Source organism: Halomicrobium sp. HArcht3-1 (assembly GCF_058933345.1).
In genome coordinates, this window is sequence record NZ_JBZYDM010000017.1 from 1 (window position 1) to 25,605 (window position 25,605).

Sequence of the window (25,605 nt, forward strand, 5' to 3'; positions counted from 1 at the left end):
GTTCTCCAGGAACGCCTCGTCGGAGCGTTTCGAACCGCCGCTCATGACGACCTTCGATTTGCCGGCCATGTCGACGGCGTGGGACATGGCGTCCTTACTGCCGGGGTACTTGACCTTCGTCACGTCGGCGCCCAGTTCCAGTCCGAGGCGGGCGGCGTACGCGATGACGCTCTCTTTGGTGTCGTTCTTGAGTCCCTGTCCGCGCGGGTACGACCAGAGGACGACCGGCATGTCGTACTCACGTGCGGTCTCCTGAACCTTGCGGAACTCTTCGACCATCTCGACCTCGTTGTTCGAGCCGGGGTAGATGGTGAAGCCGATGGCGTCGGCTTCGAGTTGTGTCGCGGCGTACTCGGCCGAGCAGTTGACCGACGAGTCGGGTTCGCCCATCCACATGTTCGAGGTGCCGTTGAGCTTCGCCAGCAGCGTCACGTCGTCTTCGTAGGAGGGGTAGTACGCTTCACCGATCCCCTTCTGGACTGCCAGCGCCGTGACGGCGTCGTGAGTGGCCGTGCGGAACACTGACTCGGGATCCGCGCTCTCGGGACGGCCCTCGAAGTCGACCGGGCCGTGTTCGAGCCCGTGATCGTACGCCAGGATCAGTACGTTGCCAGCACGCGTAAGCGGAGTCGCGTCGATGGGACGCATCGTCCGTCTGTTGACGACCGGTGCATAAATATATTGTTCTTGACATTTACTACAATCTGAGTCAATATTCAATACTCGCGGACCATGTTGCCGACAGGTGCCGATTTCACCCCCAAATTCGGGACCATGACGGGTGCTACTCGGCAACACACTTAGGCTGTCGGCGGTCGAATCAGCGCGCATGTCCGATATCCAAGAGATCGAGCGCGTCGGTGTCGTGGGCGCTGGCACGATGGGCGCTGGCATCGCACAGGTCGCTGCGACCAGTGGTTACGAGGTAGTCATGCGCGACATCGAGGAACAACTGGTCACGAAGGGGTTCGAAGGGATCGACGACAGCCTCTCGCGGCTGGTCGACAGCGAGACACTCGCCGAAGAGGACGCACAGGCGGCACGCGAGCGCATCACCGGGACGACCGAACTCGGCGATCTCGCCGACGTGGACCTCGTCGTCGAAGCCGTCGTCGAGGACGTGGACGTAAAGCAGTCCGTCTTCGCGGACCTCGACGAGATCTGTCGGCCCGACGTGGTGCTCGCGACGAACACCAGCACCATCTCGATCACGACCATCGCCAGCGCGACGACACGGCCCGAGCAGGTCGTCGGCCTCCACTTCATGAACCCCGTCCCGATCATGACGGGTGTCGAACTCGTCGTCGGCGAGCGCACGAGCGATACGACAGTCGCACTGGCTCACGACTTCGCCGCCACACTGGACAAGGAGACGTGGGAGTCCGACGACAAACCCGGTTTCGTCACCAACCGCATCCTCATGCCGTGGCTCAACGAGGGCATCCGGGCCTACGACGAGGGCGTCGCCAGCAAGGCCGACATCGACCGCGGCATGAAACTCGGCACGAACGTCCCGATGGGACCGCTGGAACTGACCGACCACATCGGACTCGACGTGGTCCTGGACGCCAGCGAGACGCTCCACGAACAACTCGGGGATCGGTATCAGCCGGCGTATCTGCTACGGCGGAAGGTGGAGGCGGGCGACCTCGGGAAAAAGACTGGCACGGGGTTCTACGAGTACGAGTGATCGCATCGATTCCAGCCGAACACTCAAGCCCCGGGAGTCGAATATCGTGGACATGGACTTCGCCCCCACCCAGGAACAGCGTCAGATCCGCGAGATGGTCAGTGAGTTCGTCGACGAAGAGGTCGTCCCGCGTGCGGCCGAGATCGACAAGACCGACGAGTTTCCGCAGGATCTGGTCGACGAGATGGCCCAGCTGGGGCTGATGGGCATGCCGATCCCCGAGGAGTACGGTGGTGCTGGTCTCGATTACCACGCCTACGCGATGGCGCTCGAAGAGATCTCGCGGGGCAGTGGCGGTCTCGGGACCATCGTCGCCGCGCACATCTCGCTGGCCTGCAACATGATCTACGAGTTCGGGAACGAGGCCCAGAAGGAGGCGTACCTCACGCCGCTGGCGGAAGGCGAGGAGATCGGCGCGTTCGCGCTGTCGGAGGCCGGGGCGGGCAGCGACGTGCCGGCGATGGAGACGACGGCCGAACCGGTCGGTGGCGACCCCCACGAGGAAGAAGAACCCGACGAGTACGTCGTCGACGGCGGGAAGCTCTGGATCTCGAACGGCTCCGTCGCCGACACGGTCGTCCTCTTCGCCAAGACCGACCCGGAAGCGGGCAACAAGGGCATCTCGTCGTTCATCGTCCGGCCCGAGGAAGACGACGGCTTCCACGTCGAGGGAACGGAGGACAAACTCGGCGACAAGGGCTGTCCGACCGCGGAACTGCGCTTCGAGGAGATGCACCTGCCTGCCGACCGTCGCCTCGGTGAGGCGGGCCGCGGATTCGTCCACGCGCTCAAGACGCTCAACGGTGGCCGGATCACCATCGCTGCTCGCGGCGTCGGCATCGCACAGGCCGCCCTCGACGAGGCGACCGCCTACGCAGGCGAGCGCGAGCAGTTCGACCAGCCCATCGGGGACTTTCAGGCGATCCAGCACAAACTCGCCGACATGGACACGAAGACCGAGGCCGCCCGGATGCTGATGCACAAGGCGGCCGACAAGAAGATCCGCGGTGAGAACTTCGTCAAGGAGGCTGCACAGGCGAAACTGTACGCCTCGGAGGTGTCCCGTGAGGTCGCCAACGAGGGAATTCAGATCCACGGCGGCTACGGCTACACGAAGGACTTCCCGGTCGAGCGCTTCTATCGCGACGCCAAACTCAACGAGATCTACGAGGGGACGAGCGAGGTGCTTCGCAACACCATCGCCGACCAGTTACTCGACTAGGGAAAAGAGAGCAGGCCCTCGACGACGACCGCCCGGACGAAGTAGAACGGTTTTCCGCTGGCCCGATGGCGGTTCGCACTGATCGTACCCAGACCAGCGAGGAGTGCAGCGCCGACGAGCGCGGCAGTCGCGCCGACGACGCCCGGGGTCAGGCCAGCGGCGCGACCGAACACGAACACTGCGAGACTCCCGAGGAACGCGAACGGGAGCGCGTCGAGGCCCGCGTAGAGGGCGGAACGGGGCAGGGACATACTGTGGCGATACACTGGACCGCACTAAAGGGTGACTCTCGCTCCGACGCGGTCGCTCCAGATCGAATGGGTCAGCCGTCAGCCTCCTCGGTCCTGTCCAGGTGCTCGCGCATCCAAGCGTACTGTTCGTCGAGACGAGCAGCGCCCGCGTCGGTCAGTGAGTACAGATCGGCGATCCCTTCGGTCTCTTTGTTCAGGAAGCCACTGTCGACCATCGCCGACAGCGCTCCGTAGAAACTCTGAGGATCGATGCGCTCGTCGTAGTGGCGTTCGAGGCGCGTCTTGAGCGTCTGGGCGTTCATGCCGTCTTCGCCGGCAAGCAGGATGCAGATGTCGCGTCGCCGGCCACTCTGGAGCCACTTGGTCATGTCTCGGGAGACGACACGGTGCCACTCGACTGTTGTCCTTTGGCTCTCCCTATCGACAGCCGTACCGCCCCAGTGGCTCCCGACGACGCTCGTCGGGACCGTCGAGGCGCGTCCGTTCGGCCACGAACACCAGTCGGACGTATTGCAGATCGCTCTCGTGTGACTGGTTCCACCGACCACAGAGTGACCGCGCGAGTGATTGTCTGAGCCGCCGGTCGTCGGCGCTTCGCACACTCATCAGGTACTTTCGCCATCGCGCACTCGGGTAGGTCGCTGCGAGGTCCGGTGGCCGATCCCAGCCCAGCGGCCGGTCGGCCAGCGTGTCGACAGTGCGGTTCGTCGTCGTCCGTCCCGGTGCGACGAACCACCCGTCAGTCAGTGGCGGTGACGGCGCGAACATGTCCCAGGACTGTTCGGGCACCGATGAGTCGTCGACCGGGAGGACCCCGAGCGTGCTCGCGTTCGAGAGGACGAGCACGACCAGCACGACGGTAAGCCCGATCTGCCGGAGTCGACGCCGGGGCGCCCGCACGATATCCTGTTTGCGTGCTTGCCGCCCAACAGACCGTCCATCAGCCGGCGCTGAGACCGGCCAGAGTCGGTCCCACACGACCGGTGGGAGGAAGGGCACCAGCGCGATCATCGAGACCAGCGGAAAGATCCCGATGGACAGCGTCACCGCCATCCCGGCGTGACTGGCGAGAAAGAGACCGACGAGCGCCCCTCGTCGCCATTCCGTCAGCACCACCAGCAGCGGTGCGGAGACGAGCAATCCCAGCCAGAGCCAGCCCAGTATCGGGTGCAGCATGGGCATCCCGGCGAGGGCATCGCCGACGAAGACGGTGAACTGATCCAGATCGAGGACGAGCGAGAGCGCGCGCCCCGAGGGCCACGCGTCACCCCGGAGCTTGATGACTGCGTTGACGACGTAGACGGCGAGGACCTGTCCAAGGAATCCGACGGTCGCGAGCCCCCAGACCTCGGTCCGTGGCTCGGTGTCGGTCGCGTCGACGGCCAGTCGTTCGCCAAGCGGGAGGAACAGGCTCCAGAACAGGAGTCGGCGCAAGAGCGTGTCACCGCCGTTGAGGACGAGCGGATTGCGGGCCTGCAGCGAGACGAGCAACAGGAGCGAGACGAGCGTCGCGGTTCTGGTGCGATACCCTACCGTCAGCGCGACCGCAGCGAGTGCCGCCACGACGAAGAGAAGCGCCTGCATCGTCGCCGACCCCCACAGATCGTGCACCGTGACCAGGTGATAGCCGCCGAAGACGATCCGGAGTGTCGACCGCGGGAGGACGCCTGCGTCGGTGTAGAACGCTTCGAGATGGCGCGCTCGCAACAGCAGATCAAGCAAGAGGACCACGCCGAGAGAGATTCGAAACGCTGCCAGTGCACGCGTATCGACACTGGCACGGCGGCGAAGCCACTCGGACGCCGCCCTCGCACGCATCTCGACACTGGGCATTTCGTCCGGGTCGACGACCATGTGTGATACAAGTTTTCTGCATCGCCGTCGGACCGATAGTTTCGACTACCCGTCGTCCCTAGAACCGGCGATGACAGACGACGTGGCGACGGCGACGGCCGACGGCGTGACCGCACGGTACTACGAGACCGACACCGAACGGGTCCTCACGTTCGAGCGCGAGGGACAGACCGCTGCGATTGCCCAGAACACAGAGGGGTACGCCATGCTCAAGGTTCGCCCGACCGCCGACGGCGACGAACTGGAGCGGTACTACGGGTTCGACATGGCGCTCGACCACGCAGGAGAGCTGCTGGGCGTCGCGCCCCACGACCTCCCGGTGCCCGAGCCAGCGGCGGACTTGGGGATGTAGCCGTTCAGGATAGGACTCGCTTACTCGGACACTCGCGTCGATAAGGCGATCGGAAGCCCGGCGTTCGCTCTATAACAAAACGCCTCGGTCGACTACCGGACCGGCATGCAGACACAGACACGTCGACTGGTCGTGATCGCGACAGTTGTTTTCACTGCGCTTTCGTTCGTCGCCCCGGCAGCAACGGCGATGAGTGCGCAAGCGGCCAACGAATCGACGAACGCCACGACGGTCACCGTCTCCGCTAGCGGCGAGGCGAGCGGTACCCCGGACGTGGCGGTCCTGCAGGTCGAATCGGCCGCGAGCGCCGACGATCCGTCGACCGCTGCCGACCGACTGGCGAACAACACGTCGCAACTCCGAACATCGCTGACGGACGCGGGTGTCGAAGCGGACCAGATCCGAACCCTCTATTACTCGCTCGACGAGGTCCGGCCGAACGCCGAGACGCCTGATCTCCAGCCATCGACCGACACCCCGGAGACCGTTACCTATCGTGCGCGACAGGGCTTCGAGATCACCGTCGAGAACACGAGTCGCGTCGGTGAACTGGTCGATGTCGCGGTCGCGAACGGCTCGACGTCCGTGCTCGGTGTTCAGTTCCAGCTCTCGGACGGGAACCGGAGCCAGCTCCGCCAGCAGGCCCTCGAAGATGCGATGGGCAACGCTCGCACACAGGCCGAGACCCTCGCTGGGACTGAATCGCTGGAGCTGACCGGCGTTCGGTCGATCGACGCCGGCGAACCGTTCTCCGGTCCCGTCCGGGCTTTCGAGACCGCTGGCGGTGGTGCTGGAACGACGATCGAGAGCGGTCCGGTCTCGGTCACGGTGACAGTCACCGTCAGCTACGAGGCCCAACAGGCCGACCGCGAGCGGTGACAGCGTCCGCGTTACGACAGGAGGAGGAACGGTGCGACGAACAGCAAACAGAAGAGGACGAACAACACGACGCCGTAGCTGATCGCCGTCGCGGCTGCCGCCATCCACGCAGGCTCGTCGAACCGGTCGAGAACGCGCATACCGGTACGTAGGCGTGCGTACGCATAGAACCTTTGGCGACCGTCACCGATCGAACGGGTGGAGGTGGTAGCGAACTCGGCGTCCTCGCGTAGTCGATAGAAAAGCGGTGGTCAGGCGAACGTTCGCGAGACCTCTTCGTCGTCTTCCTCGCTGGCCTCGATCTTCTCCCAGGCGTCGAGGAAGTCCTCCATACGAACCTCGGTGCGGTCGTCGCGGATCGCGAACATCCCGGCTTCCGTACAGATTGCCTTCACGTCGGCACCGGAGGCCTCGTCGATGTCGCCCGCAAGCTTCTCGAAGTCCACGTCGTCGGCGATATTCATGTTGCGCGTGTGGATCTTGAAGATCTGGACGCGACCCTCGTAGTCGGGCTTGGGGACTTCGATGAGACGGTCGAAACGACCGGGGCGGAGGATCGCACGGTCGAGCATGTCGAAGCGGTTGGTGGCGGCGATGATGCGGATCTCGCCGCGTTCGTCGAAGCCGTCCATCTCGCTGAGTAGTTGCATCATCGTCCGCTGGACCTCGGCGTCGCCGGAGGTCTTCGACTCCGTTCGCTTGGCAGCGATGGCGTCAATCTCGTCGATGAAGACCACTGCTGGCTCCTCGTTGCGAGCGAGTTCGAACAGGTCACGGACGAGTTTCGAGCCTTCGCCGATGAACTTGTGGACCAGTTCCGAGCCGGCCATCTTGATGAAGGTGGCGTCGGTCTGGTTGGCGACGGCCTTGGCGAGCATCGTCTTCCCGGTGCCCGGCGGGCCGTGCAGGAGGACGCCGGACGGCGGGTCGATGCCCACGTCGGCGAACATCTCGGGGGACTTGAGCGGGAGTTCGACGGTCTCGCGGACCTCCTCCATCTGCTCTTCGATCCCGCCGATGTCCTGATAGGTCACGTCGGGACTCTGATCGACCTGCATCACGCGGGCACGCACGTCCGTCTCGTCGTCGAGGCGCTTGACGATCGACAGCGAATTGTTGACAGCGACACGGGAGTCGGGTTCGAGCCCGTCGCGCATCTCCTCTGTGACTTCAGTGAGGGCCTCCTGATTGTTCCCGTGCTGTTTGATCACGACGCCGTCGTCGGTCAGTTCCTGGACGGTGGCGACGAACAGCGGCGACTGCTTGAGCTTCTTGTTCTCGTGGGTGAGCCGTTCGAGCTTTTGCTGGTACTTGTTGTTCTCGGCGTTGGCATCGAGGAGCTTGTCACGCATCTCCTCGTTTTGGTCCTCCAACACCTCGAGGCGTTCCTGCAACGCCTCGATTTTCTCCTGCTGCGACGCGTCGTCGTCGTACGGCAGGTCAACCTCGTCGACGGTGTCGGTCATTACCACTCGCTAGCGGGTCAGCCGTTATGAGGCTTCGGGTCGGGTCAGGTTCTGACTCCACCGCGATATGGGCACTCTCAGGCACTCTCCGAACGGTTCGGCGAATCAACGGATCTGTTCTCGCCAATAACTAATGAGCATATTTTGGGATAGAAAATATTATTACACTGTATTGCAAAGGAGCTGGTAGCATGAGCACTTCCGAGTTCGCAGGGACGGATTGTGACGCGGTCGAGGCAGTCGAGTGGGACGCCGTTCGGGACCTCCCACCGAGCGCGAAACTGGTCGCGAAGGTGCTGGAGTACAACGGCACGCTGACCCAGAGCCAGCTTTCAGAGGAGACGCTGCTGCCGGCACGGACGGTCCGGTACGCCCTCAATCGGCTCGAAGACGTGGGTGCCGTCGACTCCCGCTTTTCGTTCTCGGACGCCCGCAAACGGATCTACACTCTCACCGTCGAGTAGTCCAACCCTTTATATCAGATCGCGCTGCCATCCCTCGCCGTGACCGACGAAGATCTCGTCAAGGAGAGACTCCGGCAGCTAGCTGCTGGGACCGAAGGCGAGGGGCCATCCGACTCGCCGTCGTCGGAGTCCGCGTACCGACAGACGATCGACCGGGCGACCGCGGCGCTCGACGACCTCGACGCAGCCGCGACGTTCCTCGAAGACGATGGGATCGCCGACCTCGAACGGGCGATAGAGGCCGCGGAACGATCGGTCAGTACCAGCGCGCCACAGGGTCGAGAGACGCTGGCTGCGTATCGTCGATTGGAGGCTGCCGTCGCTGGCGATCCGTGTCACTCCAGTCGCGGAACCTCTTTAGGCGACGGTGACAAAATCCCGCCCAGATGACGCGGGTGATACACACCGGGGATACCCACATCGGGTATCAGCAGTACCACGTCCCCGAGCGCCGGGCGGACTTCCTGACGGCGTTCGAACGGGTGATCGAGGACGCCATCGCCGAGGACGCCGACGCCGTGGTCCACGCTGGCGACCTCTTTCACGACCGACGGCCGACGCTGACCGACGTGCTCGGCACGCTCTCCGTGCTGGAACGACTCGACGAGGCAGACGTTCCGTTTCTCGCCGTCGTGGGCAACCACGAGGCAAAGCGGGACGCCCAGTGGCTCGACCTCTACGAGTCACTCGGCCTCGCGATTCGACTCGACGACGAACCGCACGTGATCGGTGACACAGCCTTCTACGGGCTTGATTTCGTTCCGCGCTCTCAGCGGGACGCTCTCGATTACGACTTCGCTCCCCACGAGGCCGATCACGCCGCACTGGTCAGCCACGGCCAGTTCCAGCCGTTCGACTACGGCACGTGGGACGCGACCCGGATCGTCGAGGAGTCGACTGTCGACTTCGAGGCACTCTTGCTCGGTGACGAGCACAAACCCGGTACGAAACAGGTCGAAGAGACGTGGCTCACCTACTGTGGATCGACCGAGCGCGCGAGCGCAGACGAGCGCGAGGATCGGGGATACAACATCGTCACCTTCGACGGCGACGTCCAGATCACCCGCCGCGGTCTCGACACCCGTGAATTCGTCTTCGTCGAGGTGGAACTGACCGAGGGCGAGGGGCTGGACCGGGTGACCGAACGGATCGGTGAACACGACCTCGACGACGCTGTCGTCATCGTCCACGTCGAGGGCGAGGGCGACCCGTTCACGCCGGCAGGCATCGAGGAGTTCGCTCTCGACCGGGGCGCGCTGGTCGCTCGGGTCACCGACCATCGGGAGTTCGCCGACGAACGGGAGGTCGAGGTGAGTTTCGCCGACCCCGACGAGGCGGTCCGCGAGCGCATCCGCGACCTCGGACTGAGCGAGGCCGCACGCGACATCGACGAGACGATTCGCGCCTCGAAAGTGCCTGATTCGAACGTCGCCGACACCGTCGAGGATCGGGTCACTGAACTGGTCGAGAGCGGCGATCTGGCGGTGTTCGATACGGCGGACGACACCGATGCGACAGCCGCCGAAGCCGACGGCGGCAAACAGCAGACCACGGCTGCGAGCACCGATTCCGGGACGGACGATGGCACGGACGCGACCGACGAGGACATCGAGGACCAGTCCACGATGGGTGAGTATCTATGAGGATCGCACGCGTTCGCATGGAGAACTTCAAGTGCTACGGCGACGCCGACCTGCGACTCGACCGCGGCGTGACCGTGATCCACGGCCTGAACGGCAGCGGCAAGTCCTCGCTGCTCGAAGCCTGCTTTTTCGCGCTGTACGGGACGAAGGCACTCGACGAGAACTTGGACGACATCGTTTCGATTGGTGCCGAAGATGCGACCGTCGAACTGTGGTTCTCACACGGCGGCGGCGACTTCCACGTCGAGCGCCGAGTGCGTGCGACCGGTGACCGGGCACAGACCGCCAAGTGCGTCCTGGAGACGCCGGACGGGAGCTTCGAGGGGGCACGAGACGTGCGCGCGAGAGTGACCGAACTCCTGCGCATGGACAGCGACGCGTTCGTCAACTGTGCGTACGTCCGGCAGGGCGAGGTCAACAAGCTGATCAACGCCTCTCCGGCGGAACGTCAGGACATGCTCGACGACCTCCTCCAGCTTGGCAAGCTCGAAGACTACCGCGAGCGGGCCAGCGACGCCCGCGTCGGTATCGGTCGTGTGCGCGACGACAAACAGGGGGCACTGGGCCAACTCGACGACCAGATCGCAGCCAAAGAACAGAAAGAGCTCCACGACCGGCTCAACGAACTCCAGAGCCGGATCGGGGAGACGACCGACCAGATCGAGAACCTCGAAGCACAGCGCGAGCGCGCCATGAAAACGAGGGATGACGCCCAGTCGATCATCGACGAGTACGAGGAGAAACAGGCCGAACTCGACGAACTGGCCGACGAGATCGCCGACCTGCGTGAGACCATCGCCGAGACCGAGCAGGAACGTGATCGGCTCGACGAGCAGATACGAGAGCGACGCGAGACGCTCGCACAACAGGCGGACGATCTCGACGACGCCGTCGCAGAGAGCGATCTCGACGAGGCGGACCCGGACGCAGTCTCGGCTCGGATCGACGAACTCGAAGCACGCGACGACGAACTTCGCGACCGGATCGAGGAGCAGCGCGTTGCGGCCTCGGAACACAGCAGCGAGGCCGAATCGTTACGCGAACAGGCTGACGACCTCGAATCGCGGGCGGCAGAGAAACGCGAGGAGGCCGACCGGCTCGAATCGGAACTGGCTCAGACACGCGAGAACGTCGCCCAGCGCCGCGAGAACCTCACGGAGATCGACGACCGGATCGAGACACTCGAAGCCGAGTTCGACGACGCTCCGACGAGCCGTGACAGCGTGCGCGAGCACCGCGACACCGTCGCGTCGGCACTCGACGACGCTCGCCAGCGCGTCACGGAGCTACAGACGACGCTCGAAAACGAACAGAAGAGTCTCGACGAGGCCCAGCGACTCCGCGAGGCGGGGAAATGCCCCGAGTGCGGACAGGACGTGGACGGCTCACCTCACGTCGAAGGAATCGAGGACCAGCGCGACCGTATCGAAGCGCTCGAAGCCGAACTCGACGACGCTCGCGAGACCGTCGCAGAACGCACCGAGCGACTCGAACGCGCCGAGACACTCGTCGAGACTGCCAGTGAACTCGACCAACTGGAGAGCAACCGCGAGAACGTCCGCCAACTGATCGAAGAACGCGAAGGCGGTCTCGACGAGGACGAAGCGCGGATCGAACAACTCCGTGCCGACGCCGAGGACCTCGACGCCGAGGCCGAAGAGAAACGAGCGGCCGCCAGCGAGGCCGAAGCGAACGTCGAGGAGTGTCGCAGCGTCGTCGCCGAGTGCAATCAGGAGAGCCAGCAACTGAAACAGGACCTCCAGCGACTGGAACGGATCGCCGACCTGCTGGACGAGGTCGAGACGATCGAGGATGACCTCGAACGCCTGCGCGAGCAACGGGTCCAGAAAGGCGAGATCAACGACGAGCGCCGCGAGCGACTGGCCGACAAGCGCGAGCGCAAGGACGCGCTCGAAGCCGAGTTCGACGACGCGAACGTCGAGGAGGCCCGAAGCGAGCGCGAACGTGCCATCGAGTACATCGAACAGGCCGACGCGAAACTCGACGAACTGCGCGAACAGCGCGACGACCTGCAAGCCAGTGCTGGTGCAGTCGAGAACGAAATCGAGGAACTCGAAGCCCTTCGCGAGCGCCGCGAGGAGTTGGCCGAGACGGTCGAAAAGCTCGCGACGCTGTACGAGGAGGCCGAAGACCTCGAATCGATGTACGGCACCGTTCGGGCGGAACTGCGCCAGCGCAACGTCGAGACGCTGGAACGGATGCTCAACGAGACGTTCGATCTGGTGTATCAGAACGACTCCTATTCCCACATCGAACTCGACGGAGAGTACCAGCTGACGGTGTACCAGAAGGACGGCGAGGCACTCGATCCCGAGCAGCTGTCGGGCGGCGAACGTGCGCTGTTCAACCTCAGTCTGCGGTGTGCGATCTACCGCTTGCTCGCCGAAGGGATCGACGGGGCTGCGCCGATGCCGCCGCTGATCCTCGACGAGCCGACCGTGTTCCTCGATTCGGGCCACGTCTCACAACTGCTCGACCTGATCGAGTTCATGCGTGACGACGTGGGCGTCGAACAGATAGTCGTCGTCAGTCACGACGAGGAACTCGTGGGTGCGGCCGACGCGCTGGTCAGAGTCGAGAAGAACTCGACGACGAACCGGTCGAGCGTCGAACGCGTCGACAGTGGTGTCGTCGCCGAGATTGCCGATTAATCCTCGCGCAACGTCGCCAGCGCGTCGCTCGCCTTCGGCGTCGTCTCGTAGCCACGACCGCCGGGAACGGCGGTTTCATCGACGAGTCCGGCAGCGCGTAGCTCCGCGACGATTCCGTGGAGATCGCTCTCACAGAGATCGTATCGGTCGAGCAGGACGCGCACGTCGGTCGGTCCAGCCTCGTCGAGTTCGAGGAGGAGACCGAGCGCCCGCTCGTCGTGACAGGCTGTCAGGACCCGTCGAAGTGGATCGTCGATGGCGGCCGCAGCCGTCGTCAGGGTGCTGGCTCCGTCGACGGTTTCGATGGTGTCGTTCGGGACGTGATGTTCCTCGCCAGTTTCGGGATCACGAACGCGACTCGACTCGCTCGACTGTTTCACGAGCAGGTAGCGCGTGCCGGTCTCGTCTTCGACAGTCCGCATCGGTACCTGCTACGGTGCCACGTCGTTAAGACGTTGTGCTCGTCGTCACTCACTCGCCGCCGCGTCCTCGTCGTCGCTGTCCCGACCGTTCATGAATTGGTAATACCGGACCAGCCCGTAGGCAAAGGCGATGGCACCGACGGCAAACACCTGTAGCCCGAAGTCCCAGTCGCCTTCGAAGAACCCGATCATCGGGCCGACCGAGAGACCCAGGAGCGCGACGTTGAAGACGATCACGAGCTTCCAGAACAGACCGACGACCTCGGAGTCGGCGTCGCTCGGCTTCAGTTCCGGTGCCTGTGGAATCTCCGGGCCGAGCTGTTCGGGGTCGGTCTCCGAACCCGGTGCCTGTGGAATCTCTGGCCCGATCTGTTCCGGGTCCGGGCCACTCGGAGACGGTGCCTCCGGCACCGTCGGCCCAGATCCGCTCTCGTCTGGATCGTCGCGACTCACGTCTGTAATTGGAACGCACGTCTCAAAAGCGGTTCGCCCTACACCTGTTCGGTCAGCGTCACTGCCGAGTCCGTCTGGAGCCACGCCAGCGGGTTCTCGGCGTCGTAGAATACTGTCCCCTCTTCGGTCTCGTAGGTCTCGGTCGTCTCGATAGCCGACGGCATTCCGGGTTCGGAGCGTAGTTCCTCCGTGCTGTCCCGCTCGTCTGCACTTGCTTGGTCCGACATGGGGACTCATCAGCACGTATGCCATGAGTTACCATATACCTTCTGGCTGTGACGATACTTTCGTCTTGCATTTCCACTAACAGGTACCCCCCGGGTTCGCCAGTCGATCGCCGGACCGTCGTTGTTTTTATCGGGCATCCCGAACGACGGGACAACATGACTGAGCAGGGCCAGCTTGGGGACTTCGGTATCGGAGACGATGCGCCCCCAGACGACGAGCGCGCCGCCGTTGAGGAAGCAGCCGCCGTCGCCGGACAGCAGTCCTCGACTGCGGATGTCGTCGACGCGAGCGACCATCTCTTTCCAGCTGTCGACGACACGGTTTCGATGGCCGTCACGCAGGTCGATTACACCATCGAGGGGCGGGGCGACGACGAGTACCCCGTGATCCACGTCTTCGGCCGCACGGCCGAGAAGAACGCCGTCCACGCGCGCATCTACGACTTCGAACCGTACTTCTACGCGCCGGCAGCGAACGTCACCGACGAACGCCTCCGCCAGTACGACTCGATCACTGGCTGGGAGGAAGTCGACGACGAGGGCGAGGCCTACGAGTCGATTCGCGGCGAGCGCCTCGTCAAAATCTTCGGCCGAACACCTCGCGACGTGGGCCAGATCCGTGACGAATTCGACCACTACGAGGCCGACATTCTGTTCCCGAATCGATTCCTCATCGACAAGGGACTCACGAGCGGTATCGAGGTCCCGCTCCGGGAGGAAGACGACGGCAGCCTCCGTGTGCACCACGCGGAAGTCGGACCGGCAGACGTACAGGCGAGCCCGCGGGTGAACGTCTTCGACATCGAGGTCGACGACCGCTCGGGGTTCCCAGAAGACGGTGAGGAGCCGATCGTCTGCCTGACCAGCCACGACTCCTATCGCGACGAGTACGTCGTCTGGCTCTACGAAGCCCCCGACGGCGTCGCCGGTCCCGACGCACTCACCGACTACGAACCGATCGAAGACGAGGCGAGTCTCGATGTCGACGTGCGACGCTTCGAACGGGAAGAAGCGATGCTCGACGCCTTCGTCACGTATGTCGACGACACTGATCCCGACATCCTCAGCGGGTGGAACTTCGACGACTTCGACGCGCCGTACTTCCTCGACCGTCTCGAAGAACTGCAGGGACCACACCACGACTACGACCTTTCGATCGATCGCCTCTCGCGTGTAAACGAGGTCTGGCGCTCTGGCTGGGGCGGCCCGGACATCAAGGGCCGGGTCGTCTTCGACCTGCTGTATGCCTACCAGCGCACCCAGTTCAGCGAACTCGACTCCTATCGACTGGACGCCGTCGGCGAGGCAGAACTCGGCGTCGGCAAGGAGCGCTACCCTGGCGACATCGGCGACCTCTGGGAGGACGACCCCGAACGTCTGCTGGAGTACAACCTCCGTGACGTGGAGCTGTGTGTCGAACTCGACCGCGACCAGAACATCATCCCGTTCTGGGACGAGGTCCGCACCTTCGTCGGCTGTAAGCTCGAAGACGCCACGACGCCCGGCGACGCCGTCGACATGTACGTCCTGCACAAACTCCACGGCGAGTTCGCGCTCCCCTCGAAGGGCCAACAGGAGAGCGAGGACTACGAAGGCGGGGCCGTCTTCGACCCGATCACCGGCGTCAAAGAGAACGTCACGGTGCTCGACCTCAAGTCGCTGTACCCGATGTGCATGGTCACGACCAACGCGAGTCCCGAGACGAAGGTCGATCCCGAGGAATACGACGGCGACACCTACCGCGCACCCAACGGCACCCACTTCCGAAAAGAGCCGGACGGCGTGATCCGGGAGATGGTCGACGAACTCCTGACAGAGCGCGAAGAGAAGAAGTCCCTCCGAAACGAGAACGATCCCGAAGACGCGGCGTACGAGCGCTACGACCGCCAGCAAGCGGCAGTGAAGGTGATCATGAACTGCTTCACGCCGGATACGGAGGTCGTCACACCCGACGGCGTGCGCGACATCACCGACCTCGAAATCGGCGACGAAGTGTATTCACTTGATCCCGAGACGATGCGCCTGGAGGTCAAGCCGGTCGTCGAGACCCACGATTACCCAGACTATCGGGGCGACCTCGTCGACATCGAGACGAGCAAGATCGACTTCCGGGTGACGCCGAACCACCGAATGCTCGTTCGGAAGAACGAGACCAACGGCATCACCGAAGACGAGTACCAGTTCGTCGAAGCGGGCAACCTCGATCGAGCGACGAACTACGAACTGCCACACGACTGGGACGGTCCCGACGGTGAGCGGCTCAACGAGGTGGATCTCGTCGACATCCTTGACGGTGCGTTCGAGGTGTGGTGTGACAACGACGACCACGGGCATACTCTTGCCGCAGAGGTGGGGTACCGTCCGGACAAGATGCAAAAGCAAGGTGAAGACGGGACTGGCTACGTGTTTGATGCCGAGTCGTTCCGGGAGCACCGTGCGTATCTTGATGAGAGCTGTTCAGGGTTCTACGTCCACTCTGAGCGCGGTCGCAAGTGGATTCCGCGGTTTTACGACGGTGACGACTTCCTCGAACTGCTGGCGTGGTACATCACCGAAGGGAGCGTCTACACATCTGCGGACAAGCAGTTTGGTGAACATTTCCGAGGTAGTTCAACAACGGTGAACATTGCACAGGATGCGGTCCCGGACGGGGGATCTGGTGACGACCACACACGGATAGGCAGCCTCCTCGACGGCATGGGGTTCGACGCGTACGTCGACGAGAAAGGGTACCAGTTCACTTCGAAACTGCTTGGTGATCTCTTCGAACGGCTCTGTGGCAGCGACAGCTTCGAGAAGCGGATTCCCGAGTTCGTGTTCGAAACGAGCCAAGCACAGAAACGGGCCTTCCTTGAGACGCTCATCGCTGGCGACGGGGACTGGCAGACCAACAGTTGGCGCTACAGCACTGCGAGTGAACGGCTCCGCGACGATGTCTTGCGACTCTGTACCCATCTCGGACTCACCGCCAGCTACAATGAAGACAGTGGAACGTACCGCATCTACGTCACCGAAGACAGCAAGAACACGCTCCGGATGCACCGGAGTGGCGGCGAAAGCACGGCCGAGAACGGCGTTCACTGTGTCACGGTTGAGGACAACCACACTCTGCTCGCCGGGCGGAACGGGAAATTCCAGTTCGTCGGTCAGTCGCTCTACGGTGTCCTCGGATGGGATCGGTTCCGCCTCTACGACAAGGAAATGGGGGCGGCTGTCACGGCGACGGGTCGGGAAGTGATCGACTACACCGACGAGGTCGTCGCGAACGAGGGGTACGAAGTCGTCTACGGGGACACCGACTCGGTTATGTTACAATTGGTTGGTATTTCTGCCGACGACGTAGACGGCGATGTCGAGGTTACCGACGAGATGCGAGCGAAACACCCTGAGATGGACGAGGCAGAACTGGAGACCATCGCAGCGACGATCCAGAAGGGCTTCGAACTCGAAGAGACGATCAACGAGTCCTACGACGACTTCGCGCTCGAACGCCTGAACGCGCAGTTCCACCGCTTCCAGATCGAGTTCGAGAAGCTGTATCGGCGGTTCTTCCAGGCGGGCAAGAAGAAGCGCTACGCCGGCCACATCGTCTGGAAAGAGGGCAAAGACGTCGACGACATCGACATCACGGGCTTCGAGTACCAGCGCTCCGATATCGCGCCGATCACCAAGCGCGTCCAGAAGCAGGTCATCGACATGATCGTCCACGGCGAGGACCCAGAAGACATCAAGACCTACGTCCACGACGTGATCGAGGACTTCCAGGCCGGTAACGTCGATCCCGAGGACGTGGGTATCCCCGGAGGAATCGGGAAGAAACTCGACAACTACGACACCGACACCGCACAGGTCCGTGGCGCGAAGTACGCCAACATGCTGCTGGGGACGAATTTCGCGAGCGGATCGAAACCCAAGCGGCTGTATCTGGATCGGGTCCACGACGACTTCTTCCAGCGGATCGAAGCCGAGACTGATCTCGACCCCGCCGAAGATCCGTTGTACGGTGAGTTCCGCCGTGACCCGGACGTGATCTGTTTCGAGTTCGCCGACCAGATTCCCGAGGAGTTCGAGGTCGACTGGGAGAAGATGCTGGACAAGACGCTGAAAGGACCGATCGCACGCATCCTCGAAGCGATGGGCATCTCGTGGGACGAGGTCAAGTCCGGGCAGGAACAGACCGGTCTCGGCCAGTTCATGTAGGCCGACCGGGCCTGCAAGCCCATCACTGTCTCGTCCGTCGAGCAGTCGCGGTAAGCCGCCGCTACTGACAGTATGCTTTTCACCGGGGAAAGCCAAGTAACGGACATGTACGTCCGGGACGCAAAGAACCGAGAAGAGGTCTGGCTGCTGGATCACATCGAGGCGATGGGACTCGACGACACTGCCTTCCGGTCCCGCGACTACGTTATCGCTATCGACGAGGCCGACAACGAGAAGGCCGGTTTCGGCCGCATCCGTATCCACAAGACGGACGATGCCGACATCTGTGAACTCACCAGCATCGGCGTCGTAGAGCAGTGGCGCGGGCAGGGCGTCGGTGCCCACGTCATCGAACGACTCGTCGAGTACGCCGGCGATCAAGGCTTCGACGAGGTCTACGCACTGACGAACGAAGCCGACTATCTCGCACAGTTCGGCTTCGAGCGCATCGACGTGGCACAGTTACCCGAGAAACTCCGGGACCGACTGGCGACCAAACAGGAGAACATCCAGTCCGACGCCGTTCCGGTGCGACTTGCCGTCGAGCGCTTCGAGATGCCCCGTCGGCTCCGGGACGCGTTCAAGCAGGCGTCGCCCGAGGCCGACGAGCCGGAACCGACTGAGGGACCGGAGGACTTCGGGATCGACCCGGAGGAGGCGACCTACAAGTACGACACTGGTCGATAGACTCGGCTCCTGCGGGTCCAGACCCGGAGGAGGCGACCTACAAGTACGACACTGGTCGATAGACTCGGCTCCTGCGGGTCACGCTACTCGTACAGCGGAAACGAATCACAGAGATCGGTGACGGTTCGCCGCGCATCCTCTCGAACGCTCTCCTCGTCGGGTGCGTCGAGTACGTCCGCGATGCAGTCGGCCAGCCGCTGAGTCGCCTCGGCGTCGAACCCCCGCGTCGTGATCGCTGGCGTACCGAGACGGACGCCGCTGGTGACCGTCGATTTGCGCCGGTCGCCGGGGACGGCGGACTTGTTGCAGACGATGCCGGCGTCTTCGAGGGCGGTCTCGGCGCGCTGGCCCGTGAGGTCGGGATGGCTCCGCTGGAAGTCCACGAGGACGAAGTGTACGTCCGTGCCACCCGAGACCAGATCGAAGCCCCGTTCGCGGAGTCGTTCACCGAGCACGCTCGCGTTCTCGACGATCTGGGTCGCGTAGTCCTCGAATGCTGGCTGGAGTGCCTCGTGAAAGCCAGCCGCTTTGCCCGCGACGTTGTGCATCAGTGGACCGCCCTGAGAGCCGGGGAAGACCGCTCGGTCGACCGCCTTCGCGTACTCGTCGCTTGCCATGATCAGACCACCGCGACCGGCCCGGATCGTCTTGTGCGTCGAACAAGTCACTACGTCGGCGACGCCGACCGGCGAGGGGTGGACGCCGGCCGCGACGAGACCGGTCAGGTGGGCGATGTCGGCGACGTGGTGAGCGTCGACGGCCGCCGCGATGGATTGCATCCGTTCCCAGTCGACTTGTCGGGGATACGCTGAGTAGCCCGAGACGAGCAGGTCAGGGTCTGTTTCGCGAGCGCGTCGCTCGATGGCATCGTAGTCGAGGCGGCCGGTCTCGGGGTCGACGTGGTAGTGTTCTACGTCGTAGTGGGTCGCCACCGCCGTCGCGCCGTGGCCGTGGCTGAGGTGGCCGCCGTTGCTGAGTTCCAGTGAAAGGATGCGGTCGGCCGGTTCCAGCAAGGCCTCGTAGGCAGCGAGATTGGCCTGCGTGCCAGAGTGTGGCTGGACGTTTGCGTGAGGGGCGTCGAACAGCGCTTTTGCGCGTTCCTTCGCCAGTCGCTCGACTTCGTCGGCGTGCGCACAGCCGCCGTAGTAGCGCTTGCCCGGCCGGCCTTCGGCGTAGTTGTTCGTCAGCACCGACCCCTGGGCCTGCAGGACGGCGTCGCTGGCGTGGTTCTCGCTGGCGATCAGTGTCAGCGTCCCTCGCTGGCGTGATCGTTCCGCTGAGAGCGCGTCTGCGAGCGACTCGTCGACTGCCATCAGGTCTGTCGGCATGGGCGAACGATGTGGCCCGTTCGGTAAAAGTACTGTCAGGACAGTGACTAGAACGACGAGAGAGAGACGACAGTCGACACAGTTGACAGCGGCGTGTTCGAACAGCATCGCTGACACTGTCAGTGTTGTCGACACAGTCTTTTTGTACGGGGGTGTCGACGCCGTCACCATGGACGTTGCCCAGCGCGTGCACCTGATGCCAGTCGGGTACGAGAACGACCGGATCGTCCTCTCGGCCCAGCGGTTCAGCGCGGACCGCGTGCTGCTGCTCGAAGATGACGATCAGACGGCCCACCCGTCCTACGGCGAGACGATTCGCGAGCGACTGGACGATGCGGGGATCACCCACGAAACGATCGACTGCGACATCTTCGACTTCTACGACTCGCTGGGGACCATCGCCGAACTGGCGACCGAGTTCTCCGACCACGACGTGTACGTCAACCTCGCGACTGGCAGCAAGGTCACCGCCATCGGCGGCATGATTGCCTGCATGGCGACCGGTGCGACCCCCTACTACGTCCGCGCCGAGCGCTACGCCGCCGAGACCGACGGCGACGTGGCAGAGGGCATCCGCGAAGTCACGGAACTGCCGACGTATCCGATGGAGCACCCGGACCGCCAGCAGGTGGCCGTCATGGACCACCTCGATGCACAGGGCGGTGCGACCAAACGCGCACTTATCGACTTCGGCGAAGCGGAGGGCCTGCCGTTCCTCGCCGAGCACGACGCGGCCAACCGCAAGAGCCAGTACCGCCTGCTCGACAGTCACGTCCTCAAGCCGCTGGTCGAAACCGGTTACGTGACCGTGACCGAACGCGGCCGCTCGAAGCTCGTCGAGCTGACCGACGCCGGTCGGAACACCTTGCGCGCGTTCCGGTACCTGATCGAAGAGCGTCAGTGAGAGTCCAGCGACCGGCATACACCGCCGATCGATTTATCGAACTGTCGATCCAACAGCAAGTATGACGACGGCGACCTACGACTGTGTTTGTGGGGCGACCGTGCGATACCGGCAGGACATGGTTCAGGAACACGGCGGTCGACGTGTGACGTGGCTCTGTCGCGACTGTCGGACACCGGTCCCGGCCGTCCACGCCGAGAAGATCAAGCACCAGCATCCCTCCTGATCGCGTGCCGGCGTTGACAGTCGCGGGCAGCCAACACTATTAGTCGGGGGCACCGAACCATCGGCCATGTTCGATCCCGACGAGCTGGACGAGATCCGTGCCGAAAAGGAGCGCTGGCACGAAGAGACCGTCCAGCCGACCCTCGATCGCTTCGGCGAGCGCGAGGAGAACTTCACGACGGACACGGCAGGCCACGAGGTCGATCGGCTGTACACACCAGCGGACGTGGCCGATCTGGACTACGAGGCGGATCTGGGCTATCCCGCCGAGGAACCGTACACGCGCGGGGTCTACTCGACGATGTACCGCGGGCGGCTGTGGACGATGCGCCAGTACGCCGGCATGGGGACTGCCGCCGAGACGAACGAGCGTTTCCAGTATCTTCTCGATCAGGGCCAGACCGGACTGTCGATGGCCTTCGACCTGCCGACACAGATGGGCTACGACTCCGACGATGCGATGGCTGCGGGCGAGGTCGGCAAGACCGGCGTCGCCATCGACTCGCTGCGGGACATGGAGGTCGTCTTCGACGGCATCGATCTGGGCGAGGTGTCGACGTCGATGACGATCAACGCGCCTGCGAGCGTCCTGTTGGCGATGTACGTCGCTATCGGCGACCAGCAGGGCGTCCCGCGAGAACAGTTGCGGGGGACCATCCAGAACGACGTGCTCAAGGAGTACATCGCCCGCAACACCTACATCTACCCGCCCGAGCCGTCGATGCGGATCATCACCGACATCTTCGAGTTCTGCGCCGATGCGGTGCCAAACTTCAACACCATCTCCATCTCGGGCTATCACATCCGAGAGGCTGGCTCGACGGCCGCACAGGAGATCGCGTTCACGCTCGGTGACGGCATCGAGTACGTCGAGACAGCGCTCGACGCTGGGCTGGACGTGGACGACTTTGCCCCACAGCTGTCTTTCTTCTTTGCATCGTACAACAACATCTTCGAGGAGGTCGCGAAGTTCCGGGCCGCTCGACGGTTGTGGGCCGATATCATGGACGAGCGCTTCGATCCCGACGATCCAGCGAGCAAGCAACTGAAGTTCCACACCCAGACCGCCGGGTCGACACTGACTGCCCAGCAAGTCGAGAACAACGTCGTCAGGGTCGCCTATCAGGCACTCGCGGCCGTTCTCGGGGGGACCCAGAGTTTGCATACCAACGGCAAGGACGAAGCCGTCGGGCTGCCGACCGAGGAGTCGGTTCGCACCGCCCTGCGGACCCAGCAGATCCTCGCGCACGAATCCGGGGCTGCAGACACTATCGACCCGCTGGGCGGGAGTTACTACGTCGAGTCACTCACCGACGAACTGGAAGCCGAGGCCCGCGACATCCTCGACACCGTCGACGAACGGGGCGGCATGCGACAGGCCATCGAGGATCAGTGGGTCCAGCGCCAGATTCAGGACGTGGCCTACGAACGCCAGCAAGAACAGGAGGACGGCGAGCGGATCATCGTCGGCGTCAACGAGTACACCGTCGACGAGGAGGGGCCAGTCGACATCGAAGAGGTCGACGAGACCCTCGAACAGCGCCAGCACGAACGGCTCGACGATCTCAAAGCCGACCGTGACGACGACCTCGTCGCCGACCGTCTCGACGCCCTCAGATCGGCAGCCCGGGGCGACGAGAACCTTCTGCCGCCGATGATCGACGCGGTCAAGGCCTACGCGACGACCGGCGAAATCTGTGACGTGTTGCGCGATGAGTTTGGCGAGTACCAGCCCGGCGCTGCGATGTGACTCCGATCCTTTCCTGTCAATTCGAGCACCGGTCACCGTCCGACGATTGCGACAAACCATTTAACCCGGGAGCACATCGCCAAACTAGATGGCCGAAACGAGACGACTCCTCGCGGTCTTTTTGATCGGTCTCCTGGTGGGGATCGCCGCCACGACGGCTGTTGGACTGGGGTTCCAGCGCGGACTCGGTGTCTCGGTGCCTTCGATGTCTGTCACCAGTAGCTGCGGTGAGCCGATAGATACGACCGGGTGGGCCGCACAGGTGCCCAATCAGGGATACCAGACCGTGTTACTGAATCGCACCATCGAGGGGCCGGTCGCCAACGCGACGCTCTCGGGCGAGAGCGACTATCGACTGCAGATCATGACCGAGCGTATCGAACCCGGTTGTCACTATCAGGCAGCCATCTCGCTCCCGGAGATGTTCGATTCGCTCACTGTCGTCCACGACGGCGAGACGGTCATGACGGTTCGCAATCGCGATACGAGCGGCGCTCGCTTCTGGGTGCTCAACGAGTCCGCGTGAGCGGGCACAGCGATTAGTAGCTGCCCGGTCTCTGTGCAGCTATGCACTTCGACCACGCCGGTATCGCGACCGACGATGCCGACACACTCGCGACACTGTACGGCGACCTGCTCGACGCACCGATCGTTCACGAGGAGACGTTCGACGGGCTTGCGGTCACCTTCCTCGACCTCGATGGAGGATACTTCGAGTTGCTCGAACCACTGCCCGACGCAGACGGCGCTATCGCCCGCTATCTCGACAGCCACGGCCCCGGCATCCACCATCTCGCCGTCGCGACCGACGATATCGAGGCCGCACTCGACACCGCCCGTGCCACCGGGGTCGATCTGATCGACGACGAACCCCGTCCGGGTGCGTGGGGCCACGAGGTCGCCTTTCTCCATCCCCGGTCGACCGGTGGCGTGTTACTGGAGTTCGTCGAACACTGAGTCGGGGAGTGTCCTACGGTTCACGCAGGTCGATCTGGAACCCAGTCTTCGTGTCGCGGTCGAAGCCACAGTCTTCGTAGAGCTGTCGCCATCTGGTAGTCGATCGAGGATAGACCTGCAAGCCGCCTTTCATTTTCTGACGGCAAGGAGAACAAAAAGGACTTACACGCTCCCCGGAATCGTGCTGATATGAAGGCTGTCGTCCTCGCTGGCGGCTACGCGACACGACTCTGGCCGGTGACGAAACATCGGCCGAAGATGTTCTTGCCGATCGGCGAAACCACCGTCATCGATCGTATCCTGGAGCAACTCGAATCGGACGATCGAATCTCGGAGGTGTTCGTCAGCACGAACGAGCGTTTCGCCGCCGACTTCGAGGCCCATCTCGACGAATCGCCGTTCGAGAAGCCACAGCTCACCGTCGAGGAGACGGCGGCGGAAGACGAGAAGTTCGGCGTCATCGGGGCGCTCGCCCAGCTCGTCGACCGCGAGGGGATCGCCGGTGAGGACCTACTGGTCATCGCAGGTGACAATCTCATCAGCTTCGACGTGGCCGACTTCATCGACTTCTTCGAGGAGAAAGGAACGCCGACGATCGCCGCCTACGACGTTGGCTCCCGTGAGAAGGCCAAATCGTACGGGCTGGTCGACGTCGACGGCACCGAAATCGTCGACTTTCAGGAAAAGCCCGACGAGCCCAAAAGTACGCTCGTCTCGATCGCTTGCTACGCGTACCCGGCAGACGATGTCAGATTCGAGGAGTACCTAGAGAGTGGGAACAACCCCGACGAACCCGGCTGGTACGTCCAGTGGCTCGTCGAGCGTTCCACCGTCAACACCTTCACCTTCGACGGCGCGTGGTTCGACATCGGAACGCCCGAGAGCTATCTCGATGCCGTGGCCTGGGAACTCGACGGCCAGAATATGATCGCCGAGTCGGCGACCGTCGAGAACGCGACCCTCGGTGAGAACGTCCACGTCCTCGGCGGTGCCGAGATCAGCAACACCAGTCTCGACCGGTCGGTCGTCTTCCCCAACGCGACGATCCGCGATGGAGACGTGCGCGAATCGATCATCGACCGCGAGACCCACATCGAAGATCTGGATCTGGCAGGGGCACTGATCGGTGCCCACACCACGATCACGAACGGGAAATAATCAAGCAGGGTCGTCTTCGCCGTCGTCCCGTCTACTCCCGTCGCTATCGCCTTGCTCACCGCCATCGTATTCCGAGACCGCGATCAGTAGCCGTCCGTCGTCGAGTGCGGTCACCATCTTCGATTCGGTGAACGTCGTCCCGTCCGATCGCAGGCCCTCGCTGCGACCGGCCCACTTGCCCCCCGATTCGACGACCGGCAAGACGTGTTCTTCGATGTGTTCGACCTCCGCTGTGGGGTGGAGATCGGCCCAGAACCGGCCTTCGACTTCCTCGGGATCGTACTCGTAGAGGTCGGCGTAGGTCTGGTCGACCGATTCGAAGGTTTTGTCCGGTCCGACGATGCCGACGCTGTCCAGTTGAATGTCTGTGTCCGGGTCGAACTGGCCCTCGGAGTCGACCGCATGTTCGATCCGTCGAATCAGCATCGTGTACTGATCGGTACCGAGTCCCTTCTGGACGTAGTCCGTGACGCCGGCCTCGATCACGTCGGCAGCGAGTTCGTTCGTTTCCTCGCCGGAGAACAGCAGGAAGGGGAGTTCCGGGTAGTCTTCGCGGAGCATCTTGAGGAACTCGATTCCGTTTGCGCCCGGCATGTCGTAGTCGCTGAGGACGCAGTCGAACGTCGTCGATTCGTCCTCCAGCAGGTCCAAGGCTGCCTGTGCGTCGGCCACACTCGTGACCGTACAGTCGAGGTCAGACCCGTCGCGCTCCAGATACGTCGAAACGAGATCACGGAGTCCGGGGTCGTCGTCGACGTGCAGGATCGATAGTGTCATTATTTGCAATGTACTATCGCAGAG

The 25,605-nt window shown here is 63.3% G+C and carries 27 protein-coding genes; 16 read left to right on the plus strand and 11 right to left on the minus strand.

What is annotated here, in order from left to right; all coding sequences use genetic code 11:
* Positions 1-648: class I fructose-bisphosphate aldolase (locus AC5FRW_RS18675; RefSeq protein ID WP_493569975.1), on the minus strand; the 648-nt coding region annotated here is incomplete at its 3' end.
* A gap of 181 nt (positions 649-829) precedes the next feature.
* Here AC5FRW_RS18675 and AC5FRW_RS18680 point away from each other — a divergent pair.
* Positions 830-1,690, plus strand: a complete 861-nt coding sequence (locus AC5FRW_RS18680; protein WP_493569976.1) for a 3-hydroxyacyl-CoA dehydrogenase family protein — start codon at positions 830-832, stop codon at positions 1,688-1,690.
* Between the two features lie 52 nt (positions 1,691-1,742).
* A complete protein-coding gene (locus tag AC5FRW_RS18685; protein WP_493569977.1) occupies positions 1,743-2,912 on the plus strand; it encodes an acyl-CoA dehydrogenase in 1,170 nt (389 codons plus the stop codon).
* Here AC5FRW_RS18685 and AC5FRW_RS18690 read toward each other — a convergent pair.
* The 3 genes from AC5FRW_RS18690 to AC5FRW_RS18700 form a co-directional block, all read right to left on the minus strand.
* On the minus strand, positions 2,909-3,163 hold the full coding sequence (locus tag AC5FRW_RS18690) for a hypothetical protein (protein ID WP_493569978.1): 255 nt from the start codon (positions 3,161-3,163) through the stop codon (positions 2,909-2,911). The genes AC5FRW_RS18685 and AC5FRW_RS18690 overlap by 4 nt on opposite strands.
* A 71-nt stretch (positions 3,164-3,234) precedes the next feature.
* Positions 3,235-3,531, minus strand: a complete 297-nt coding sequence (locus AC5FRW_RS18695) for a PadR family transcriptional regulator (protein WP_493569979.1) — start codon at positions 3,529-3,531, stop codon at positions 3,235-3,237.
* Positions 3,532-3,580: 49 nt separating this feature from the next.
* Positions 3,581-5,017, minus strand: a complete 1,437-nt coding sequence (locus tag AC5FRW_RS18700) for an HTTM domain-containing protein (protein WP_493569980.1) — start codon at positions 5,015-5,017, stop codon at positions 3,581-3,583.
* 70 nt (positions 5,018-5,087) lie between these two features.
* Between AC5FRW_RS18700 and AC5FRW_RS18705 the strand changes: the two genes are divergently transcribed.
* Both AC5FRW_RS18705 and AC5FRW_RS18710 read left to right on the plus strand, forming a co-directional pair.
* Positions 5,088-5,369 (plus strand): DUF7111 family protein, encoded by a 282-nt coding sequence (locus AC5FRW_RS18705; protein WP_493569981.1) that lies wholly within the window; start codon positions 5,088-5,090, stop codon positions 5,367-5,369.
* Positions 5,370-5,474: 105 nt separating this feature from the next.
* Positions 5,475-6,248 (plus strand): SIMPL domain-containing protein, encoded by a 774-nt coding sequence (locus tag AC5FRW_RS18710; protein WP_493569982.1) that lies wholly within the window; start codon positions 5,475-5,477, stop codon positions 6,246-6,248.
* Positions 6,249-6,259: 11 nt separating this feature from the next.
* Here AC5FRW_RS18710 and AC5FRW_RS18715 read toward each other — a convergent pair whose 3' ends face one another.
* Complete coding sequence (locus tag AC5FRW_RS18715; protein WP_493569983.1) at positions 6,260-6,388, minus strand: hypothetical protein; 129 nt, start codon at positions 6,386-6,388, stop codon at positions 6,260-6,262.
* 111 nt (positions 6,389-6,499) lie between these two features.
* Positions 6,500-7,714 carry a proteasome-activating nucleotidase Pan1 gene (gene pan1 / locus AC5FRW_RS18720; protein WP_493569984.1) on the minus strand — a complete coding sequence of 405 codons (1,215 nt, stop codon included), beginning with the start codon at positions 7,712-7,714 and terminating at the stop codon, positions 6,500-6,502.
* A 191-nt stretch (positions 7,715-7,905) separates the two neighbouring features.
* Here pan1 and AC5FRW_RS18725 point away from each other — a divergent pair, with 191 nt between their 5' ends.
* Genes AC5FRW_RS18725 through rad50 form a run of 4 tightly spaced genes read left to right on the plus strand, consistent with a single transcriptional unit; the run spans position 7,906 to position 12,493 of the window.
* Positions 7,906-8,178 carry a MarR family transcriptional regulator gene (locus tag AC5FRW_RS18725; RefSeq protein WP_493569985.1) on the plus strand — a complete coding sequence of 91 codons (273 nt, stop codon included), beginning with the start codon at positions 7,906-7,908 and terminating at the stop codon, positions 8,176-8,178.
* Positions 8,179-8,217: 39 nt separating this feature from the next.
* On the plus strand, positions 8,218-8,568 hold the full coding sequence (locus AC5FRW_RS18730; RefSeq protein ID WP_493569986.1) for a DUF7966 family protein: 351 nt from the start codon (positions 8,218-8,220) through the stop codon (positions 8,566-8,568).
* Positions 8,565-9,821 (plus strand): DNA double-strand break repair protein Mre11, encoded by a 1,257-nt coding sequence (gene mre11, locus AC5FRW_RS18735; RefSeq protein WP_493569987.1) that lies wholly within the window; start codon positions 8,565-8,567, stop codon positions 9,819-9,821. The genes AC5FRW_RS18730 and mre11 overlap by 4 nt, the downstream gene beginning before the upstream one ends.
* Positions 9,818-12,493 (plus strand): DNA double-strand break repair ATPase Rad50, encoded by a 2,676-nt coding sequence (gene rad50 / locus AC5FRW_RS18740; RefSeq protein ID WP_493569988.1) that lies wholly within the window; start codon positions 9,818-9,820, stop codon positions 12,491-12,493. Before mre11 ends, rad50 begins: the two co-directional genes overlap by 4 nt.
* Here rad50 and AC5FRW_RS18745 read toward each other — a convergent pair.
* The 3 genes from AC5FRW_RS18745 to AC5FRW_RS18755 are packed head-to-tail and all read right to left on the minus strand — an operon-like array spanning position 12,490 to position 13,595.
* Positions 12,490-12,915 (minus strand): DUF7346 family protein, encoded by a 426-nt coding sequence (locus AC5FRW_RS18745; RefSeq protein WP_493569989.1) that lies wholly within the window; start codon positions 12,913-12,915, stop codon positions 12,490-12,492. The two genes, rad50 and AC5FRW_RS18745, sit on opposite strands and share 4 nt — an antisense overlap.
* Before the next feature lie 45 nt (positions 12,916-12,960).
* Positions 12,961-13,368, minus strand: a complete 408-nt coding sequence (locus AC5FRW_RS18750; RefSeq protein ID WP_493569990.1) for a DUF7322 domain-containing protein — start codon at positions 13,366-13,368, stop codon at positions 12,961-12,963.
* A 38-nt stretch (positions 13,369-13,406) separates the two neighbouring features.
* Entirely contained in the window at positions 13,407-13,595 is a 189-nt protein-coding gene (locus AC5FRW_RS18755; RefSeq protein WP_493569991.1) for a DUF7331 family protein, read from the minus strand.
* A 156-nt stretch (positions 13,596-13,751) separates the two neighbouring features.
* Between AC5FRW_RS18755 and AC5FRW_RS18760 the strand changes: the two genes are divergently transcribed.
* The gene (locus AC5FRW_RS18760; protein WP_493569992.1) at positions 13,752-17,795 is read left to right on the plus strand and encodes a DNA polymerase domain-containing protein; all 4,044 of its coding nucleotides are present in this window, start codon (positions 13,752-13,754) and stop codon (positions 17,793-17,795) included.
* Positions 17,796-17,900: 105 nt separating this feature from the next.
* The gene (locus AC5FRW_RS18765; protein WP_493569993.1) at positions 17,901-18,482 is read left to right on the plus strand and encodes a GNAT family N-acetyltransferase; all 582 of its coding nucleotides are present in this window, start codon (positions 17,901-17,903) and stop codon (positions 18,480-18,482) included.
* Positions 18,483-18,565: 83 nt separating this feature from the next.
* Here the strand turns inward: AC5FRW_RS18765 and glyA are convergent, their stop codons facing one another.
* Positions 18,566-19,810 (minus strand): serine hydroxymethyltransferase, encoded by a 1,245-nt coding sequence (glyA, locus tag AC5FRW_RS18770; RefSeq protein WP_493569994.1) that lies wholly within the window; start codon positions 19,808-19,810, stop codon positions 18,566-18,568.
* A gap of 169 nt (positions 19,811-19,979) precedes the next feature.
* Here glyA and AC5FRW_RS18775 point away from each other — a divergent pair, with 169 nt between their 5' ends.
* The 6 genes from AC5FRW_RS18775 (at position 19,980) to AC5FRW_RS18800 (ending at position 24,804) form a co-directional block, all read left to right on the plus strand.
* Positions 19,980-20,714, plus strand: a complete 735-nt coding sequence (locus tag AC5FRW_RS18775; protein ID WP_493569995.1) for an HFX_2341 family transcriptional regulator domain-containing protein — start codon at positions 19,980-19,982, stop codon at positions 20,712-20,714.
* A 61-nt stretch (positions 20,715-20,775) separates the two neighbouring features.
* Positions 20,776-20,940, plus strand: coding sequence for a hypothetical protein (locus tag AC5FRW_RS18780; protein ID WP_493569996.1), 165 nt, complete (start codon positions 20,776-20,778; stop codon positions 20,938-20,940).
* Positions 20,941-21,006: 66 nt separating this feature from the next.
* A complete protein-coding gene (locus tag AC5FRW_RS18785) occupies positions 21,007-22,689 on the plus strand; it encodes an acyl-CoA mutase large subunit family protein (protein ID WP_493569997.1) in 1,683 nt (560 codons plus the stop codon).
* An 88-nt stretch (positions 22,690-22,777) separates the two neighbouring features.
* Positions 22,778-23,215 (plus strand): hypothetical protein, encoded by a 438-nt coding sequence (locus tag AC5FRW_RS18790; RefSeq protein WP_493569998.1) that lies wholly within the window; start codon positions 22,778-22,780, stop codon positions 23,213-23,215.
* A 41-nt stretch (positions 23,216-23,256) separates the two neighbouring features.
* Positions 23,257-23,646 carry a methylmalonyl-CoA epimerase gene (mce, locus tag AC5FRW_RS18795; RefSeq protein WP_493569999.1) on the plus strand — a complete coding sequence of 130 codons (390 nt, stop codon included), beginning with the start codon at positions 23,257-23,259 and terminating at the stop codon, positions 23,644-23,646.
* Between the two features lie 189 nt (positions 23,647-23,835).
* Complete coding sequence (locus tag AC5FRW_RS18800; RefSeq protein ID WP_493570000.1) at positions 23,836-24,804, plus strand: nucleotidyltransferase family protein; 969 nt, start codon at positions 23,836-23,838, stop codon at positions 24,802-24,804.
* Here AC5FRW_RS18800 and AC5FRW_RS18805 read toward each other — a convergent pair whose 3' ends face one another.
* Entirely contained in the window at positions 24,805-25,581 is a 777-nt protein-coding gene (locus AC5FRW_RS18805; RefSeq protein WP_493570001.1) for a response regulator, read from the minus strand.
* Positions 25,582-25,605 lie beyond the last annotated feature (24 nt).

What these genes read in the sequence shown, in the direction of transcription:
- AC5FRW_RS18680 (WP_493569976.1), top strand. Translation starts at nt 830, where the DNA reads ATGTCCGATATCCAAGAGATCGAGCGCGTCGGTGTCGTGGGCGCTGGC.
- AC5FRW_RS18685 (WP_493569977.1), top strand. Translation starts at nt 1,743, where the DNA reads ATGGACTTCGCCCCCACCCAGGAACAGCGTCAGATCCGCGAGATGGTC.
- AC5FRW_RS18690 (WP_493569978.1), bottom strand. Translation starts at nt 3,163, where the DNA reads ATGTCCCTGCCCCGTTCCGCCCTCTACGCGGGCCTCGACGCGCTCCCG.
- AC5FRW_RS18695 (WP_493569979.1), bottom strand. Translation starts at nt 3,531, where the DNA reads ATGACCAAGTGGCTCCAGAGTGGCCGGCGACGCGACATCTGCATCCTG.
- AC5FRW_RS18700 (WP_493569980.1), bottom strand. Translation starts at nt 5,017, where the DNA reads ATGGTCGTCGACCCGGACGAAATGCCCAGTGTCGAGATGCGTGCGAGG.
- AC5FRW_RS18705 (WP_493569981.1), top strand. Translation starts at nt 5,088, where the DNA reads ATGACAGACGACGTGGCGACGGCGACGGCCGACGGCGTGACCGCACGG.
- AC5FRW_RS18710 (WP_493569982.1), top strand. Translation starts at nt 5,475, where the DNA reads ATGCAGACACAGACACGTCGACTGGTCGTGATCGCGACAGTTGTTTTC.
- AC5FRW_RS18715 (WP_493569983.1), bottom strand. Translation starts at nt 6,388, where the DNA reads ATGCGCGTTCTCGACCGGTTCGACGAGCCTGCGTGGATGGCGGCAGCC.
- pan1 (WP_493569984.1), bottom strand. Translation starts at nt 7,714, where the DNA reads ATGACCGACACCGTCGACGAGGTTGACCTGCCGTACGACGACGACGCG.
- AC5FRW_RS18725 (WP_493569985.1), top strand. Translation starts at nt 7,906, where the DNA reads ATGAGCACTTCCGAGTTCGCAGGGACGGATTGTGACGCGGTCGAGGCA.
- mre11 (WP_493569987.1), top strand. Translation starts at nt 8,565, where the DNA reads ATGACGCGGGTGATACACACCGGGGATACCCACATCGGGTATCAGCAG.
- rad50 (WP_493569988.1), top strand. Translation starts at nt 9,818, where the DNA reads ATGAGGATCGCACGCGTTCGCATGGAGAACTTCAAGTGCTACGGCGAC.
- AC5FRW_RS18745 (WP_493569989.1), bottom strand. Translation starts at nt 12,915, where the DNA reads ATGCGGACTGTCGAAGACGAGACCGGCACGCGCTACCTGCTCGTGAAA.
- AC5FRW_RS18755 (WP_493569991.1), bottom strand. Translation starts at nt 13,595, where the DNA reads ATGTCGGACCAAGCAAGTGCAGACGAGCGGGACAGCACGGAGGAACTA.
- AC5FRW_RS18760 (WP_493569992.1), top strand. Translation starts at nt 13,752, where the DNA reads ATGACTGAGCAGGGCCAGCTTGGGGACTTCGGTATCGGAGACGATGCG.
- AC5FRW_RS18765 (WP_493569993.1), top strand. Translation starts at nt 17,901, where the DNA reads ATGTACGTCCGGGACGCAAAGAACCGAGAAGAGGTCTGGCTGCTGGAT.
- glyA (WP_493569994.1), bottom strand. Translation starts at nt 19,810, where the DNA reads ATGCCGACAGACCTGATGGCAGTCGACGAGTCGCTCGCAGACGCGCTC.
- AC5FRW_RS18775 (WP_493569995.1), top strand. Translation starts at nt 19,980, where the DNA reads ATGGACGTTGCCCAGCGCGTGCACCTGATGCCAGTCGGGTACGAGAAC.
- AC5FRW_RS18780 (WP_493569996.1), top strand. Translation starts at nt 20,776, where the DNA reads ATGACGACGGCGACCTACGACTGTGTTTGTGGGGCGACCGTGCGATAC.
- AC5FRW_RS18785 (WP_493569997.1), top strand. Translation starts at nt 21,007, where the DNA reads ATGTTCGATCCCGACGAGCTGGACGAGATCCGTGCCGAAAAGGAGCGC.
- AC5FRW_RS18790 (WP_493569998.1), top strand. Translation starts at nt 22,778, where the DNA reads ATGGCCGAAACGAGACGACTCCTCGCGGTCTTTTTGATCGGTCTCCTG.
- mce (WP_493569999.1), top strand. Translation starts at nt 23,257, where the DNA reads ATGCACTTCGACCACGCCGGTATCGCGACCGACGATGCCGACACACTC.
- AC5FRW_RS18800 (WP_493570000.1), top strand. Translation starts at nt 23,836, where the DNA reads ATGAAGGCTGTCGTCCTCGCTGGCGGCTACGCGACACGACTCTGGCCG.
- AC5FRW_RS18805 (WP_493570001.1), bottom strand. Translation starts at nt 25,581, where the DNA reads ATGACACTATCGATCCTGCACGTCGACGACGACCCCGGACTCCGTGAT.